The organism is Comamonas aquatica (genome assembly GCF_018064205.1).
Taxonomy (GTDB): domain Bacteria; phylum Pseudomonadota; class Gammaproteobacteria; order Burkholderiales; family Burkholderiaceae_C; genus Comamonas; species Comamonas aquatica.
The window spans coordinates 3,827,168-3,843,593 of record NZ_CP072916.1 but is presented as its reverse complement, the minus strand read 5'-3'; the positions used below and the strand labels follow the sequence as shown (position 1 = coordinate 3,843,593).

Sequence of the window (16,426 nt, the reverse complement as noted above, 5' to 3'; positions counted from 1 at the left end):
TGCAAACTCTTGGCCCACGCGGGCAAGGCCAGGGCCCCTCGCGGCACCGGGTGGGCTTGCGTATGATGGGGCACGCCTGCCTGCCAGGCGTTTGTTGTTTGTCCGTCTTTGCTGCCCCCCTTCCTGCCCCATGTCTGCTGGTCTGAACCTCGCCCAACTCCAAGCTGTCCATTACACCGAAGGCCCCTGCCTGGTGCTGGCGGGCGCGGGCTCGGGCAAGACACGCGTGATCACGCACAAGATCGGCCGGCTGATCGACAACGGCCTGGCGCCCAAGCGCATCGCCGCCATCACCTTCACCAACAAGGCCGCCGCCGAAATGCGCGAGCGGGCCAAGGGTCTGATCGGCAAGGCCGCCAAGGACGTGATGATCTGCACCTTCCACTCGCTGGGGGTGCGCATGGTGCGCGAGGACGGCCACGTGCTGGGCCTCAAGCCCAGCTTCAGCATCCTGGACCAGGACGACGTGACCGGCATCCTCAAGGACTGCGCCGGCGGCACCACCGACGTGGCCACGGCGCGCCAGTGGCAGTGGACCATCAGCAACTGGAAGAACGCCGGCTGGGACAGCCGCAAGGCCCTGGCCATGGCCCAGGACGACCACGAGCGCAGCATCGCCCTGATCATGCAGCGCTACGAGGAGCGCCTGACCGCCTACCAGAGTGTGGACTTCGACGACCTGATCGGCATGCCCATGCGCCTGCTGCGCGGCCATGCCGAGGTGCGCGAGAAATGGCAGCGCCTGCTGGGCCATGTGCTGGTCGACGAGTACCAGGATACCAACGCCACGCAGTACGAACTGCTCAAGCTGCTGGTGGGCGAACGCGCCCACTTCACCGCCGTAGGCGACGACGACCAGTCCATCTACGGCTGGCGCGGCGCTACGCTGGACAACCTGAAGAAGCTGCCGGTGGACTTCCCGCAGCTCAAGATCATCAAGCTGGAGCAGAACTACCGCTCGACGTCTGCCATCCTGCGCGCGGCCAACAACGTGATCGGCCCCAATCCCAAGCTGTTTCCCAAGACCCTGTTCTCGGAGCTGGGCGAGGGCGAGCCGGTGCGCATCGTCGACTGCGACACCGAGGAGCACGAGGCCGAGCGCGCCGTGGCGCGCATCCTGAGCCTGCGCGCCAACGCCAACCCACAACCGGCCTGGAAGGACTTCGCCATCCTCTACCGCGCCAACCACCAGGCCAAGCCGTTCGAGAAGGCGCTGCGCAAGGCCAGCATCCCGTACAAGGTCTCGGGCGGCACCAGCTTCTTTGACCGGGCCGAAATCAAGGACCTGTGCGCCTGGTTCCGCCTGTGGATCAACAACGACGACGACCCGGCCTTCCTGCGCGCCATCGGTACGCCCAAGCGCGGCATCGGCCACACCACGTTGGGCAAGCTGGGCGAGTTTTCCTCCCAGCACAAGCTGTCCATGTTCGGCGCCCTGTTCAGCCACATGCTCGAGGCCGTGCTGCCCAAGAAGGCGCACGAGGGGCTGCTGGAATTCGGCCGCTACATCAACGACCTGGAATACCGCGCCCGCCACACCCTGGGGGCCGAGGCCAGCCGCAGCTTCATGCTCGACTGGCTCAAAGAGATCGGCTACGAGCAGTACCTCTACGACAGCGAGGACAGCGAGACCGTGGCCGCCGCGCGCTGGAGCAATGTGCTGGAGTTCTGCGACTGGATGAGCCAGCGCGCCGGTGGCCAGATCGAGGACGCGGCCGGCACCACCACGCAGACCGAGGTCAAGAGCCTGCTGGAGATCGCACAGAACATCGCCCTGCTGTCCACCATCAGCGAACGCGAGAAGGAGCAGGACATGGTGGTCCTGTCCACCCTGCACGCCAGCAAGGGCCTGGAGTGGCAGCACACCCAGCTGGTGGGCGTGACCGAGGGCATGCTGCCTTTCAAGCTGGACGACGACGAAGGCCGCCAGCAGAAGGTCAGCGACGACGTCGCCGCCCGCCTGCAGGAAGAGCGCCGCCTGATGTACGTGGGCATCACGCGCGCCCAGCGCACCCTGGCCGTCAGCTGGACCAAGCGCCGCAAGAAGGGCCGCGAGATGGTGCAGTGCCAGCCCAGCCGCTTCATCAAGGAGATGAACCTGGACGCCGCCACCGCACGCGAAGACCCGCGCGAAAAGCTGCGCCAGCTGCGCGAGCAACTGGCTCGCAAGGCCGAAGCCGCGCCCAAGCCCTGATTTTTTCATAGCTGGCCACGCAAGCCCCTCCTGGGCTGCATGGCCCAAAGCGCAACATTTGCACACCGCGACCGCCGGCAACGTCGCCTTTGGCTGACGCCACCGCCTGGACACAGCCCGTATGCTGCGCCAGCATTCCACCGAGGCTGCACAGCAGCACCGCCCCGACACCGCCATGGCACGATCCCTGACCCCTTCCCCCCGCCTGCACTGGACTTCGCTGGCCACCGCGCTGGCCACCCTCACTGCCCTGCCCGCCGCCCAGGCCCAGGCGCCCGCCGCCGTGCGCGAGGAGGCCTGGCGCCAATGCGCCGCCACCACCGACAACCAGGCCCGCCTGGCCTGTTTTGACACCTGGGCGCAGCAACAGCAACCCCTGACCCCGCCCCCGGCCAGCACCTGGCAGGCCCCGGCGGCCAGCGCCAGCCAGCAGCCCGAGGCCGTGCTGCAGCAGGCCGCCAACGCCCCCATGGTGCAGGCCGACGTGCTGCCCGGCCAGGGCCTGGTGCCCACCAACGGCGGCTGCCGCGACCCGCGCTACAGCGAGATCTCGCGCTTTTTCGAGCTGGAGCCCGGCAGCGACTGCGGCACCTTCACCTTCCGCGGCTACAAGCCACTGTCGGTGTCGGTGCTGCGCAGCGACCACATCAACCAGCAGCCCAGCAGCCCCGGCAAGGAGCCCGCCCCGGTGCGCGACTACCAGCCACAGGAAATGCGCATCCAGCTGTCGGCGCGCACCAAGATCGCCTCCGGCCTGCTGACCGACTCCAGCTCCGGCCGCAAGGACTCGGTCTGGGTCGGCTACACCCAGCAGTCGTTCTGGCAGGTGTTCAACCCCGATCTCTCGCGCCCCTTCCGCACCACGGACCACGAGCCCGAGATCTTCTACGTCTACCCCACCGACGCCGCGCTGCCTGGCGGCTGGCGCTGGCGCTACAGCGGCGCCGGCATGGTGCACCACTCCAACGGCCAGAGCGATCCGCTTTCGCGCAGCTGGAACCGCTGGTACGTGATGACCGGCGCCGAGCTGGGCCACCGCTGGCAGGTCCACGCCAAGCTGTGGAAGCGCATGTCCGAAAGCACGCCCGACGACGACAACCCCGGGATCCAGAACTACTGGGGCCGCGGCGAGGTGAAGCTGCTGTGGAACGTCAACGACACCAACACCCTGGGCCTGACGGCGCGCGGCAGCCTGGGCAAGGGCTACGGCTCGGGCCGCCTGGAATGGCTGCGCACCATCGGCTCGGGCTGGAACGGCGGCAAAAGCAACCTGCGCCTGCACGTGCAGCTGTTCAGCGGCTACGGCGAAAGCCTGATCGACTACAACAGCAAGCGCACCTCGCTGGCCGTGGGACTGAGCCTGCTAGACTTCTGAGTGCGGTCACTTCGCAAACGATAGCTTCCAGCGCGCACCAAATGGGTGCTGGAAGCTATTTTTATTAACAATCATCACCGCCGGCGCTTCCGCCCATCGCCAGCGCTTGTGGCCGCCGCGGGCTTGGCGCAGAATCGGCGGCACGTGGGGCGCGCGGAGCCAGCGCTCCCACAAACAGGCGGGGCCCGTCCCGCCATTTCCTTTGTTTGCATGCATGGACGTTCGCAGACAATGCGGCACCAAGGATGACCATGAATCTGCAATACCAGCTCAAAGCCGGCAGCTACTACCTGTACGACATGCGCGACCAGCCCAGCGCAGTCACAGGCGAGCGCCGCTTCAAGCTGAAGACAGATCTGCTGGCCATCGCGTTCGACCTGTACACCGGCGAGGTGCACCAGCACGGCACACCCTCGCGCATCCAGTCCTGGGCCACCACCGCCCGCCGCCGCCTGCGCGCGGCCGGCCAGTGGCAGGCCGCCGAGGACATCATCGTCATCAGTGGCCCCTTCCCCGTCGAAGAAATCAACAAATGCCTGTGGATCCGCGGCTACTGCCGCCGCATGTTCCAGCGGCTGGCCTCCTTGCCGCACGGCAAGCTGCAACCGCGCGCCAGCACGCGCCAACAGGCCCACGGCAGCCAGACGCACAGCAAAGGCTGGCAGCGCCGCGCCGCCTGAAGGCATGCCCCACTCCGGTCAGGCCGCCGGTGGGGCGGCGCCGTCACGATCCTAGGATTCGACCTCTTCGACTTCAGGCTCATCCCCCAGCACAGACTGTGATGGGTCTTCGGGCAGCTTGACCACCAACACCGGGCGGGTGCAGCGGCTGATCACGGCCTTGGAGACCGAGCCCACCAGCACGCTCTCGATGGCGCCCATGCCGCGTGCGCCCAGCAGCACCAGGTCGGCATCGATTTCCTCGGCCATGTCGACCAGCACGGTGGCAGGTTCGCCCAGCACCACCTCCATGGAATAGCCAACGCCCGCGGCGTCCAGCAGGGCGGCGCCTTCGGCCATCAGGTGTTCACCCGCTTCCACGGCAGCGGCGGCAATCGCGTCCGAGTCCTGCGTGGCCAGCTGCAGCAGCGAGGCCGGCTCCTGCACGTTCACCAGGGCGATTTCCGCACGCAGCCCCCGGCCCACCAGGGACAGGGCCTGGTGCACGGCCTGCAGCGATTCCTGGGAGCCGTCGATGGCGATCATGATGTTGGCGTACATGGCGTTCTCCTTGTCGTAGTGGCGGACTGGGTTCCACTATAGACCCGCCCAACGCGGCCCGCCACGGCTTCTGGGACAATGCGCGCCATCATGCTGCAGTTCGAACTTCTCACCACCGATCCGACCAGCCACGCCCGCCGTGGCACCTTGACCCTGAACCACGGCAAGGTCCAGACCCCCATCTTCATGCCCGTGGGCACCTACGGCACCGTCAAGGGCGTGATGCCCCGCAGCCTCGAAGAAATGGGTGCGCAGATCATCCTGGGCAACACCTTCCACCTGTGGATGCGCCCTGGCCTGGACATCATGAAGACCTTCGGCGGCCTGCATGGATTCGAGAAGTGGAACAAGCCCATCCTGACCGACTCGGGCGGCTTCCAGGTCTGGTCGCTGGGGGCGATGCGCAAGATCACCGAAGAAGGCGTGCACTTCCAGAGCCCGGTGAACGGCGACAAGCTGTTCATGTCGCCCGAGGTCAGCATGCAGATCCAGACGATCCTGAATTCGGACATCGTCATGCAGCTGGACGAGTGCACGCCGTACGAGACCAACGGCCACAAGACCACGGAAGCCGAAGCGCGCAAATCCATGGAGATGAGCCGCCGCTGGGCCCAGCGCTCCAAGGACGAGTTCGAGCGCCTGGAGAACCCCAACGCGCTGTTCGGTATCGTGCAAGGCGGCATGTACACCAATCTGCGCGAGGAGTCGCTGCAGGCGCTGGTGGAGATGGATTTCCCCGGCTACGCCGTGGGCGGTGTCTCGGTGGGCGAGCCCAAGGACGAGATGCTGGAGATCATGGCCCACACGCCCCACCTGCTGCCGGCGAACAAGCCACGCTACCTGATGGGCGTGGGCACGCCCGAGGACCTGGTGCAGGGCGTGGCCGACGGCGTGGACATGTTCGACTGCGTGATGCCCACGCGCAACGCGCGCAACGGCACGGTGTTCACGCGCTACGGCGATCTGAAGCTGCGCAACGCACGCCACAAGACCGACCACCAGCCGCTGGACACCACCTGCACCTGCCACGCCTGTGCCGGCGCCAGCGGCGTGAGCTGGGACAACGGCGGGCGCGACGGCTTCAGCCGTGCCTACCTGCACCACCTGGACCGCTGCGGCGAGATGCTGGGCCCCATGCTGACCACCATCCACAACCTGCACTACTACCTGAACCTGATGCAGGAAGTGCGCAACGCGCTGGACGCCGGCACCTTCGCCCAGTTCCGCGCCCAGTTCAAGGCCGACCGCGCGCGCGGCGTCTGAGCCCGCGGCATGCCCACCAGCCAGCCTCCTGCGGGAGGCTTTTTTGCGCCCGCTGGACGGGCCTGCCACCGGCCCAAGTCGACGAACGGCAGCAGGCCGGTCCTGTGTCCTACTTGGGCGCCGCAGGAAATGCCGAGAATGGGTGGGCCCCCACTCCTGCAGCCCCTGCGCCCACCCGTGTCCCTGGATGCCTCCGCCCCTTCTGTCCAGCCCCCGTCCGTCTGGCGCGGGCAAGCCGCGCTGACCGCCGGCATCCTGTTGGCCTGCCTGGTGGGCGTCTACAGCCGCCCGCTGGGGTCCATGGCGGCCTTCTGGCCGGCCAATGCCATCTTGCTGGGCCTGCTGCTGCGCCACCCCGAGCTGGCGCGCCACCCAGGCAGCTGGCTGTGCGCCCTGCTGGCCTACATCGCTGCCGACCTGCTGACCGGTGCCACGCCATTCATGGCCCTCACGCTGAACCTGGCGAACCTGATCGGCGTGCTGGCCGGCTGGCTGCTTCTGGCACGCGTGCGCAACCAGGTGCTAGGCTTCCAGAACCAGCGCTCCGTGATGACCGTCTTCCTGGGGTGCCTGCTGGCGGCCACGGTCAGCACGCTGGCGGGGGCTTGGCCCAGCGCGGTCGCCTTCCACATGCCCTTGTGGCAGTCGGCGCTGCTGTGGCTGTCGGCCGAGTTCTACAACTACGTGCTGATCCTGCCGGTGTTCCTGGCCGCCCCCGGCGGCTGGCCCTGGACCTGGCCATTGACCAAACAGCAACGCTCCTGGAACGACGCCCTGCCGCTGCTGGCCCTGGTCCTCAGCGAGGCCCTCAGCCAGCTGATCGGCGGCAACGGCGCGATGGCCTTCAGCATCCCCGCCATGGTCTGGTGCGCGATGAGCTATGGCGTCTTCCCGATCACCGTGCTGAGCCTGCTGGTCTGCCTGTGGAAAACCGGGTTGCTGGCCTTCAGTTCCTTCGACTTTGTCGTTGAGCACCTGGACGATGTGCTGTCCTACCGCACCGGGCTGGCAATGCTGTCGCTGGCGCCCCTGGCCGTGGCCAGTGCCTACACGCTGCGCATGCAGGCCCTGCAGAAGCTGCACCACGCGGTGCACCATGACTATCTGACCGGGGTGCTGGCGCGGCGTGCGCTGATGGAGCGCGGCCAGAAGCTGCTGTCGCGCCTGGAGGAGGATCGCCAGTCCGTCGCCGTGCTGATGCTAGACCTTGACCATTTCAAACAGGTCAACGACCGCTACGGCCATGCCCAGGGCGATGTGGTGCTGCAGACCTTCGCCCGGCTGGCCAGCGAGGCGCTGCGCCCCGACGATCTGCTGGGCCGCCTGGGCGGTGAGGAGTTCGCCATCCTGCTGCCACGCACCCAGCGCGAACAGGCCCTGGCCGTGGGCCAGCGTATCTGCAAGCGCCTGCGCGACCACCGTTTTCCGCTGGAGGACGGCGCCCCCTTCCAGGTCACGCTGAGCATCGGCCTGCACGCCGTGGTGTCGATTGGCGCGCAGGACAGCATCGAGCAGTTGCTGTCCAAGGCCGACGCGGCGCTCTACATGGCCAAGCGCAGCGGCCGCAACCAGGTGCGCCAGTACGGGCCGGCGCTGGCCCCGTCATCCATGTAAAACCATAGCTGCTGGCACACTCTGCGCGCTGACTTCAAGCATCAAAGCATTGGAAACCCAGCCACAGCGCGCGCCATGCGCTCTCTTTTTTACCAATCTTTGGAAGATGGCGGCGTGACCGGTGCGTCCGGCGCCACCGCATCCGGCGTGGCGGCTGCGGCCCCGCAGTGGAAGCAGAACTTGGCAAAGCTGCTCTTGCGCGACTGGCAGGCGGTGCAGGGTTCGAACAGGCCGATGCCGCAATGCGGGCAGAAATCGGTCACGCCATCCTTGAGGTCCACGGCCCGCTCGCAGCCCGGGCACACGCCCTTGCTGAGGTGGCCCCAGGCCTTGTCGTAGGTCATCTGCGTGCGCCGCTGGGTGGCCGGCAGGGCCTCGGCCTGGCGCTGGCGCTCCAGATAGCGCTGCAGCGCCACGATGGCCCAGCGCCCGATCAGCACCGTCAGCACAATGCCCACGGCCGAGCGCACATAGCCGCCATAGCTGGGCAGGTAGGGCACCAGCTCGACAAAGAAGGCGAACAGCGCGAAGAAGATGAAGCCCCAGACAAAGGGCCACCAGGGGCTCTTGCGCTTTTTCACGAACAGCCAACCGGCCAGCACCAGCAGAGGCAGCGTGAGGGCCAGGCGGTAGAGGAACACCCGCAGCTCCTGCGCGCGCTGGGCACGCTGCAACGCCTCGTGCGCCGTGTCTTCCAGCGCCTGCAGACGGTCGCCCACGCGCGTGGACTGCTGGCGTGCATTCAGCAGTGCTTGCTCCTGGTCCTGCAGCTGCTGCTGGGCCTGGCGCTCAGTCTGGCGCAGTTGCTCCAGCGCCTGGGTGCGGCGGATCACCTCGGGGTCCTGCTCGCTGCGCTGGGTGGCGGAGCGCGTGGCAATCCAGTTGCTGAAGGTGTCGCGCGCCGCCTGCGTGTCGCTGCGCGCCTGCTGCCAGCGCAGCTGGGCCTGGTCGCGGGCCTCCAGCGCCTGGCGCTGCGCCGCGCGCAGCGATTCCTGCTCATTGCGCAGGGGCTGGGCCTGGCGCAGGTCCAGGAAGTCGTCCAGCTCCAGGCGCTGCTCAACCTGGGGCAGGTCGTCCACCACCGCCGAGCCCAGACCGATCAGGAAGCTGGCAAAGACCACCGCCACCAGCCACAGGCCCCGACGAAACCAGGTTTCCGACCAACGCAAAGATTTACCCACGGCCTACCTCCTCATGTACTGCGCGCATTATGCGGATGGCGGATGCATGCGCCCCGCCAGGCGCAGCAGCCAGTGCTTGCTGCGCCGCAGGTACTGCGGGTCGCGCCAGCACATCAGGGCCACGAACACGGCATTCGCCGCCCCCATGCACAAGAACAGCTGCGGCACCGTCAGCCCGGCCGCCAGCAGGGCCCCGGCCAGCACGGCCGACGACACCATGAACAGCGCATTCAGGATGTTGTTGGCCGCGATGATGCGCGCCCGGTGGGTGACCGGACTGCGCTGCTGGATCAGGGCGTACAGCGGCACGCTGTAGACCCCGGCGGCCAGCGACAGGCCGAACAGGTCCAGCAGCACGCGCCAGCGCCCCGGGGCGTGCCAGAAATCCGCCAGCCCCAGCATGCCGGCCGTGGGCGGCAGGCCTTGCAGCGTCCACCACAGGTCGACCGAGCACACGCTCATGCCCAGCGCGCCCAGGGGCACCAGGCCGGGCTCAACACGCCCGCGGGACAGGGACTCGCACAGCAGCGCCCCGGTACCCACGCCCAGCGAGAACACCACCAGCAGCAAGGCGGCCACCTGCTCGCTGCCATGCAGCACCTCCTTGGCCAGCACCGGGAATTCCGCCAGGAACACGGCCCCGAAGAACCACATCCAGCTGATGCCCAGCACGGCCCGGAACACCAGGCCATCGGTGCGCGCCAGCCGCAGGTTGGCCAGGGTTTCGGACCATGGGTTCCAGTTCATGCGGTGCACCACCGCCGGCGTGCCCTGGGGTGGAATGGCGCCAGCGGCCCAGCGACCCAGCAGGGCCAGCGCCAGGCAGCTGGCGGCCACATGGATGCGCCCGACCTCGGGCGTGGCGATCAGCACCCCACCGACCATGTTGCCCAGCAGGATGGCGACGAAGGTGCCCATCTCCACCATGCCGTTGCCCCCGGTCAGCTCCGAGGGCCTAAGCACCTGCGGCAGGTAGGCGAACTTGGCCGGACCGAAGAAGGTGGAATGCACGCCCATGCCCACCAGGCACAGCAGCAGCAGGGCCGGCCACTGCAGGACAAAGCCCAGCAAGGCCGCGGCCATGATGGCGATCTCGCAGTCCTTGACGCGCCGCATCAACACCGCCTTGTCCATGCGGTCGGCCAGTTGCCCGGCCGTGGCCGACAGCAGCACGAACGGCAGGATGAACAATGCCCCGATCACCAGCCCCGCCACCGAGGGCGGCAGCCAGGCCACCTGCAACTGGTAGGTCACCAGCACGGTCAGCGCGAACTTAAACAGGTTGTCGTTGGCCGCCCCCAGGAACTGGGTGGCAAAGAAAGGACCGAACCGCCGCTGGCGCAGCAGTCCGAACTGGGGGGTGTGGTCGCTCATGTCAAAGCCTGCAGCGGCTGGGTGAAAACCAGCAACTGTGCACTCATTTGCTGCAGCGCGGTGCCATCGACTTCATAGGTGCTGGTAAAACCCAGCAGCGGCACGGGACCCAGGGCATGGCGGATCAGCTGCAACTCCGCATCCACCTGGGCGCTGCGGGGCACCGGGTGGCGCAATGCGCTGCGGATGTAGATGGCCCCGCAGATGCTGCGGCCAATCGCCGCGGCCTGGCCATCCTGGGCCGGCGTGGGCTCTGGCGCCAGCCAGTCGCCGATCTCGGCGCAGGCCCGGCGCACCTCGGCGCGCGCTGCCTGCTCGTCCGCCTGGCACAGGGTCACGCTCTGCCCCGGCTGCGGCAGGCCCTCGACAAACACCGCCTGCCGCAGAGGGTCGATCCCCACCACCGACAGCACGTGGGCCGCCAGGGCCACGCTGGCGCCGTAGACCCAGGGGTGGGGGGGTGACAGCGCCAGCAGCGTCTGCCGCAATTCCCCCGGCAGCCGATGGGGCGCCGCACCGGGCGCTGCCAGGGCCTCCTGCCAGTTCAAGTGGCCAAACAGCACCTCCAGGGCCGGCCGGCCATCCAGCGCCAGCAGGGCCGCACCTTCGGCGTGGGTCACGGTGTGGGATGGCCCCATCGGCCGGCAGCCCTGAATGCCCACGCTCAGCAACTCCACCCCAGGCCCGAACAACACCCCCGACAGCCCGCCTTTTTGCACCCCGCCACCGCCCACCGTGGCCGGCAGGCGGCCCGATGCCGTGCTGCCCCAGGCCCACTGGGCATGGTCCTGGCCCAGATAGCCTAGGCCACCCAGCAGATCCGGGCATTCGAGCTGGCGCGCCAGCTCGATCAGTTGCGGCACCAGCACGGAGGCCGCAGCATCGCCATGCACCAGCGCCGCCTGCGCGGTCACGCCCGGCTGCGCCGGTTTGTGGGTGGTGATGTCGGAAAACAATTGGTAGTCGCCCGGCGCCAGCACGGGCAGCATCACCGCCACCGCGCCGGTGTGCCCATAGTCCATGTCCCCGGCCAGCACCGAGTGCGCGGCACAGCCAGCCCAATGCTGCACCTGGGGCAGGGCCTGTGCCAGCGTACCCACGATTTCGGCCGCGTGCGCCGCCAGGGAGGCCGAGACATAGACCAGGCCCAGGCCATGCCGGACCGTCGGTGGCTGCATGCTGATCTGCGCCTGCAACTGCACGATCACCTGCCGGGTCGCGTGCTGCCACAACGGATGACCGGCATGGGCGCAAGGGAAAAACGGCATCACGCGATCGCTCCTTGCGCAGCCACCGCCGCGCCGTGATCAGCCCAGGGACTCAGCGCGCGCCCGCTTTGCGTGCTGCAGCGGACTTGGTCTTCGCCGCCGGTTGGGTAGCGGTGGACTTGCGCGGCGCAGACTTGGTCGTCTTGCTCGCCGTGACCGTTTTGCCAGAAGCTGGTGCACGCTGGTGCGCCGCGGCGGCGGGTGCTGGCTGGCGGGTGGTTTTCTTCGCCGCCGGCGTTTTGGCGGCCGGCGCGGCCTCCGCCGTGGCGGGCATGGCCTGCGACACCGCCTGGCGCACCATGTCGCTGGCGGTCTGGACGGCCACCTTGGCGAAGTCGGAGCCCATCTGCGTGGCCTGCTTCACGGCCTGCTGCTGGGCCGGGTCCAGCAGGGCCTGCTGGGCGATCTGCTGGAACTGCTGGGTCAGCGCCCCCCACCATTGCATGGCCGTGGCCATCCCCGCAGCCGGGGCGGCCTCTGCAGCCGAAGGGGCCGCAGGCTCGGCCGCGTCTGCGGCCGGCGGCACCGGCGCAGCGGGGGCCGGATCGGCGGCCTCCTGGGCCGGCAGGGGCCAGTTGGACAGCGGCTGGTCCGCGGCCGCGTCCACCGCCGCCTTGGCAGCGCCCGCGAAAGGGAAGCCCTGGGCCAAGTCCGCCAGGTTCACATTCATGCCCTGCAAGGTGGACAGCGTCATGCGCTGCACCTGCAAGGCCTGCACCGTGGCGCTGAGGGCGCGGTTGTTCTGCTCCAGCCAGAACTGCACCGCCTTGAGTTCTTCGATGCGTTTGTCGATCTCTTCCACGCTGACCGTGGGGGCGACCCAGTGGGCAAACGGCGGTACCGCCGCTGTGCCCTGGCCGGCCTTGCCCAGGTTCTGCAAGAAATCGAAGCCGGGGATGAATTTGCTGAAACCGAAAGCCGAGGTGTCACTCATAGCAAGCCTGCAAGCAAGAGCCCATGAAAACCCAGGCGCATCCAGCGCTCCGGGCCGCGTGCCACAAGCTTACTGCACAAGGGCGCGCCTGGCTTGTCGTCTGCAACGCACACCGCGCCCCGGCCGAAGCGGACGCGGAAGCACGCTTTATTCCGCATAAGCATATAAAAGCCCGTAATTATTTTGCAATCAAAATAAAGCGATCCCTGATTTTTTAAACGCTTTGCACCATGCGCCTGCTGTCCCGTCCCCTGTCCCGGTCCTTGCGGGCCGCCCCGTCCTCCCTGGCCGCGATGGCGGCACTGGCGCTGCTGCCCTGGGCCGCCCAGGCGGCCGAACCTGCGGCCTGGCCCCAGCACCCCGTGACCCTGATCATGGGCTTCAATGCCGGCTCCGGCGTGGACATGGTCGGCCGCTCGATCCAGGAGCCCGTGTCGCAGCGCCTGGGCCAGCCCATCATCATTGACTACAAGAGCGGCGCAGCCGGCAACATCGGCAGCGAATACGTGGCGCGCGCCAAGCCCGATGGCTACACGCTGTACTTCGGCACCGCCGCCACGCACGGCAGCAACGCCGCGCTGTACAAGAACCTGCCCTTCGATGTGGAGGCCGACTTCATCCCCGTCGCGCCCATCATCGACGTGGCGAACGTGCTGACCGTCAACCCCAACGTGCTGGACGTCAAGAACCTGCAGGAGTTCGTGGCGGCCGTCAAAGCCAACCCCGGCAAGTACAACTACGCCTCCACCGGCAACGGCGCAGGCACCCACATGGCCTTCGCCGAACTCAATGCCCGCCTGGGCCTGGACATGGTGCATGTGCCCTACAAGGGCGGCCCCGAAGCCATCGGCTCGGTGCTGCGCGGCGAGACCTGCTGCATCATGAACCAGGTGCAGAGCGTGCTGCCCCACTACAAGGCCGGCAAGGTGCGCCTGCTGGGCGTGACCACGGCCAAGGCCGTGGAAGCCGTCAAGGAAGTCCCGACCATCGCCTCCAGCGGCATTCCCGGCACCGAGGGCTTCAACAGCTCGATCTGGTTCGGCGTGTTCGCCCCCAAGGGCACGCCCGCACCGGTCATCCGCAAGCTCAGCCAGGCCATCCATGAGGCGCAGCAACTGCCCGAGGTGCGCGATCGCTTCACCGCCCAGGGCAACACCCTGCGCATCGAATCGCCCGAGCAGTTCAAGCGCACCGTGCACCAGGACCGCCTGAAGTGGGCCAAGGTGGTCAAGGACGCCAAGATCAGCATCGACTGATTCCACGTTTAGGATCGCAGCACTGCCTGCTGCTCTGCGCCTGCCGCTCTCACGAGCTTCAGGCGTTTTTTGGATTTTGTTATGTCTTTTTCCGCTGCTTCACACCCCCAGCCGGCTGGTCTGCCGGCCCTGGAAGAACGCCTGCGCGACGATTTCACCACCCTGGGCTGGCCAGCCAAGAGCTGGCTGCCCGCCCGCACCCACCACGGCGAGGCCGTGCACGACGTGCTGGTGATCGGCGCCGGCCAGGCCGGCCTGGCGCTGAACGTGGCCTTGCGCCAGGTTGGCATCCGCCCGGTGCTGCTGGACCGTTCGCCGCGCGATTTCGAGGGCCCCTGGGCCACCACGGCGCGCATGGAGACCCTGCGCTCGCCCAAGGAGCTGACCGGCCCGGCGCTGGGCATTCCTGCGCTGAGCTTCCGCGCCTGGTTCATTGCGCAGTTCGGCCTGGAGGCCTGGACCGCCCTCGACAAGATTCCGCGCCTGCAATGGATGGACTACCTGCGCTGGTACCGCCGCGTCACCGGCGCCGATGTGCGCAACGCGCACGAGGTGCTCGCCGTGCGACCCCAGGCCGATGGCCTGGTGGCCCTGGACGTGCGCGCCGACGGCCACACCCGCACCTGGTTCACGCGCCGCCTGGTGCTGGCCACCGGCCGCGACGGTCTGGGTGGCGCGCAGGTGCCGGCCTTCATGCACGGCATCGATCGCCGCTTCTGGGCCCACTCGTCCGATGCCCTGGACTACACCACGCTGGCCGGCCGGCATGTGGGCGTAGTGGGCGCGGGCGCCTCGGCCATGGACAGCGCCGGCACGGCCCTGGAGCTGGGCGCCGCCAGCGTGGACCTGCTGGTGCGCCGCAGCGACCTGCCGCGCATCAACAAATCCAAGGGCTCGGGCGTGCCCGGCCTGACCCACGGCCAGTACCTGCTGTCCGATGACTGGAAATGGCGCATCCGCCACTACATCAACGCCCAGCAGGTGCCCCCCCCGCAGGGCAGCACCCTGCGCGTGGCGCGCCATGCCAACGCCCACTTCCACCTGGGTTGTGCGGTGCAGCGCGTGGAACCCGTGGGTGACAAGCTGCACGTGCACACCACCCAGGGCGTGTTCGTGCTGGACTTCCTGATCGTCTCCACCGGCTTTGCCATCGACTGGCGCCTGCGCCCGGAGTTTGCCGACATCGCCCCCCACGTGCGCCTGTGGAACCAGCGCTACCAACCCGCCACCGGGCAGGAGGATGCGGAGCTGTCCGCCTCCCCCGACCTGGGCGCATTGTTTGAATTTCAGGAGCACACACCCGGCGCCCAGCCTGGGCTGGAGCGCATTCACTGCTTCTGCTACCCGGCCGCTCTGTCCCACGGCACGATCTCGGGCGACATCCCCGCCATCAGCGACGGCGCCCGCAAGCTGGCCCAGGGGCTGGCCGCGCTGTTCTACCGCGAGGACATCGAGCACCACTTCGCCCAGCTGCAAGCCTATGCCGAACCCGAACTGGACGGCACGGAGTGGACCGCCGCGGACAGCGCCGCACGCATTCGCCAACTGCACGACGGAAACGTTTTTTCATGACCGACACCATTGACCGCCTGGCCGGCCTCGCCGCCGGCAACCCCGTATTCGCCACCCGCCACGAGCGCAGCAAGGTCGCCGTGGCCACCCAGGCCTGCGAAGACCTGCTGCTGGGCGACGCCCTGACGGCTGGCCTGTCGCAGATCGAACGCCTGGTGCTGGCCGCCGAACAGGCCCGCGTCAGCGGCGTGGACGCCCTGGCGGCCGAGTACCGCGCCCGCGCGCTGGCCCTGGGCGACGTGCTCCCCCCCGCGCTGCGCAGCGTCCTGGACCAGGCCGGTACGCAGACCGGCGATGCGCGCCTGGATGCCATGCTGCACTTTGTGCGCACCCTGGCTCTGAAGCCTGCGCACAGCGACCAGGCCACGCTGCTGGCCATCCCGGCGGCCGGCCTGTCGGTGGACGACACCGTGCTGCTGGCCCAGTTGGTCGGTTTTGTGGCCTACCAGGCCCGCCTGCTGGTCGGCGTGCAGGCCATGGCGGCGCTGGGCGGCATCGCCCAGCGTGCGGCCCCCGACACCGTGGCGGCCGCACCTTTTGTGCACCCCGCCAACCTGCCCGCTCCGGGCGAGCCGCTGCGCCGCAACGGCTTCACCAGCGAGACGCTGGACTGGAAGTCCTGGCTGCCAGTGCTGGACCCGGCCACGGCCACGCCCGAACAGCAGAAGGTGCTGGAGATCAGCCACCCCAAGGCCAAGACCATGGACTTCTACCTACTGCTCGGCCGCCAGCCCACCGTGCTGCTGGAGCGTTCACAGGCCTTCAACGCCATCATGTATGCGCCCGGCGGCCTGTCGCGCGCGGAGCGTGAAGTGGCGGCCACGGCCGTGTCGCGCAGCAACGGCTGTGTGTACTGCGCCTCCGTGCATGCCCAGCGTTTCGAGCAACTGGCCAAGCGCAACGACGTGATGGCCCAACTGTTCGATGACCCCGACACGGCCGGCACGAATGCGCGCGAGCGCGCCATCATCCAGGCCTCGCTGGTACTGACGCGCGCACCGGGCGCGTTCGCCGCCCGCGACGTACAGGCCCTGCGCGAGGCCGGTCTGTCCGACCTGGAAATCCTCGACATGCTGCACTCGGCCGCGCTGTTCGGCTGGGCCAACCGCCTGATGCTGAACCTGGGCGTGGAAATCTGGCCCCAGGCCGCCTAAGCCCGGACGCCCCAGGGACCG

Annotated in this window: 12 protein-coding genes and 1 pseudogene; 8 read left to right on the top strand and 5 right to left on the bottom strand. The window is 68.2% G+C overall.

What is annotated here, in order from left to right; genetic code table 11:
• Positions 1–130 precede the first annotated feature (130 nt).
• The 3 genes from KAQ61_RS18035 (at position 131) to KAQ61_RS18025 (ending at position 4,249) form a co-directional block, all read left to right on the top strand.
• Positions 131–2,194: an ATP-dependent helicase gene (locus KAQ61_RS18035; protein WP_210930044.1), complete on the top strand. Its 2,064-nt coding sequence runs from the start codon at positions 131–133 to the stop codon at positions 2,192–2,194.
• Positions 2,195–2,369: 175 nt separating this feature from the next.
• On the top strand, positions 2,370–3,569 hold the full coding sequence (locus KAQ61_RS18030; RefSeq protein WP_210930043.1) for a phospholipase A: 1,200 nt from the start codon (positions 2,370–2,372) through the stop codon (positions 3,567–3,569).
• Positions 3,570–3,820: 251 nt separating this feature from the next.
• The gene (locus tag KAQ61_RS18025) at positions 3,821–4,249 is read left to right on the top strand and encodes a hypothetical protein (protein WP_210930042.1); all 429 of its coding nucleotides are present in this window, start codon (positions 3,821–3,823) and stop codon (positions 4,247–4,249) included.
• A 51-nt stretch (positions 4,250–4,300) separates the two neighbouring features.
• Here the strand turns inward: KAQ61_RS18025 and KAQ61_RS18020 are convergent, their stop codons facing one another.
• Entirely contained in the window at positions 4,301–4,789 is a 489-nt protein-coding gene (locus tag KAQ61_RS18020; protein WP_210930041.1) for a universal stress protein, read from the bottom strand.
• Between the two features lie 90 nt (positions 4,790–4,879).
• Between KAQ61_RS18020 and tgt the strand changes: the two genes are divergently transcribed.
• Together tgt and KAQ61_RS18010 are read left to right on the top strand one after the other, a co-directional pair.
• The gene (gene tgt, locus KAQ61_RS18015) at positions 4,880–6,052 is read left to right on the top strand and encodes a tRNA guanosine(34) transglycosylase Tgt (RefSeq protein WP_210930040.1); all 1,173 of its coding nucleotides are present in this window, start codon (positions 4,880–4,882) and stop codon (positions 6,050–6,052) included.
• A gap of 138 nt (positions 6,053–6,190) precedes the next feature.
• On the top strand, positions 6,191–7,666 hold the full coding sequence (locus tag KAQ61_RS18010) for a GGDEF domain-containing protein (RefSeq protein ID WP_210930039.1): 1,476 nt from the start codon (positions 6,191–6,193) through the stop codon (positions 7,664–7,666).
• 89 nt (positions 7,667–7,755) lie between these two features.
• Here KAQ61_RS18010 and KAQ61_RS18005 read toward each other — a convergent pair whose 3' ends face one another.
• From KAQ61_RS18005 to KAQ61_RS17990, 4 genes and pseudogenes are all read right to left on the bottom strand, one after another.
• Positions 7,756–8,847, bottom strand: a complete 1,092-nt coding sequence (locus tag KAQ61_RS18005; protein ID WP_210930038.1) for a zinc ribbon domain-containing protein — start codon at positions 8,845–8,847, stop codon at positions 7,756–7,758.
• A gap of 63 nt (positions 8,848–8,910) precedes the next feature.
• Positions 8,911–10,221: pseudogene (locus tag KAQ61_RS18000) on the bottom strand (MFS transporter); the annotation flags it as partial.
• A complete protein-coding gene (locus tag KAQ61_RS17995; RefSeq protein WP_210930036.1) occupies positions 10,218–11,489 on the bottom strand; it encodes an FIST N-terminal domain-containing protein in 1,272 nt (423 codons plus the stop codon). The gene KAQ61_RS17995 and the pseudogene KAQ61_RS18000, both read right to left, overlap by 4 nt.
• A gap of 52 nt (positions 11,490–11,541) precedes the next feature.
• Complete coding sequence (locus tag KAQ61_RS17990; protein WP_210930035.1) at positions 11,542–12,423, bottom strand: PhaM family polyhydroxyalkanoate granule multifunctional regulatory protein; 882 nt, start codon at positions 12,421–12,423, stop codon at positions 11,542–11,544.
• A gap of 230 nt (positions 12,424–12,653) precedes the next feature.
• Between KAQ61_RS17990 and KAQ61_RS17985 the strand changes: the two genes are divergently transcribed.
• From KAQ61_RS17985 to KAQ61_RS17975, 3 genes are all read left to right on the top strand, one after another.
• Entirely contained in the window at positions 12,654–13,679 is a 1,026-nt protein-coding gene (locus KAQ61_RS17985; RefSeq protein WP_210930034.1) for a Bug family tripartite tricarboxylate transporter substrate binding protein, read from the top strand.
• Positions 13,680–13,760: 81 nt separating this feature from the next.
• Positions 13,761–15,251, top strand: coding sequence for an NAD(P)-binding domain-containing protein (locus KAQ61_RS17980; protein ID WP_210930033.1), 1,491 nt, complete (start codon positions 13,761–13,763; stop codon positions 15,249–15,251).
• A complete protein-coding gene (locus KAQ61_RS17975; protein ID WP_210930032.1) occupies positions 15,248–16,405 on the top strand; it encodes a CMD domain-containing protein in 1,158 nt (385 codons plus the stop codon). Before KAQ61_RS17980 ends, KAQ61_RS17975 begins: the two co-directional genes overlap by 4 nt.
• Positions 16,406–16,426 lie beyond the last annotated feature (21 nt).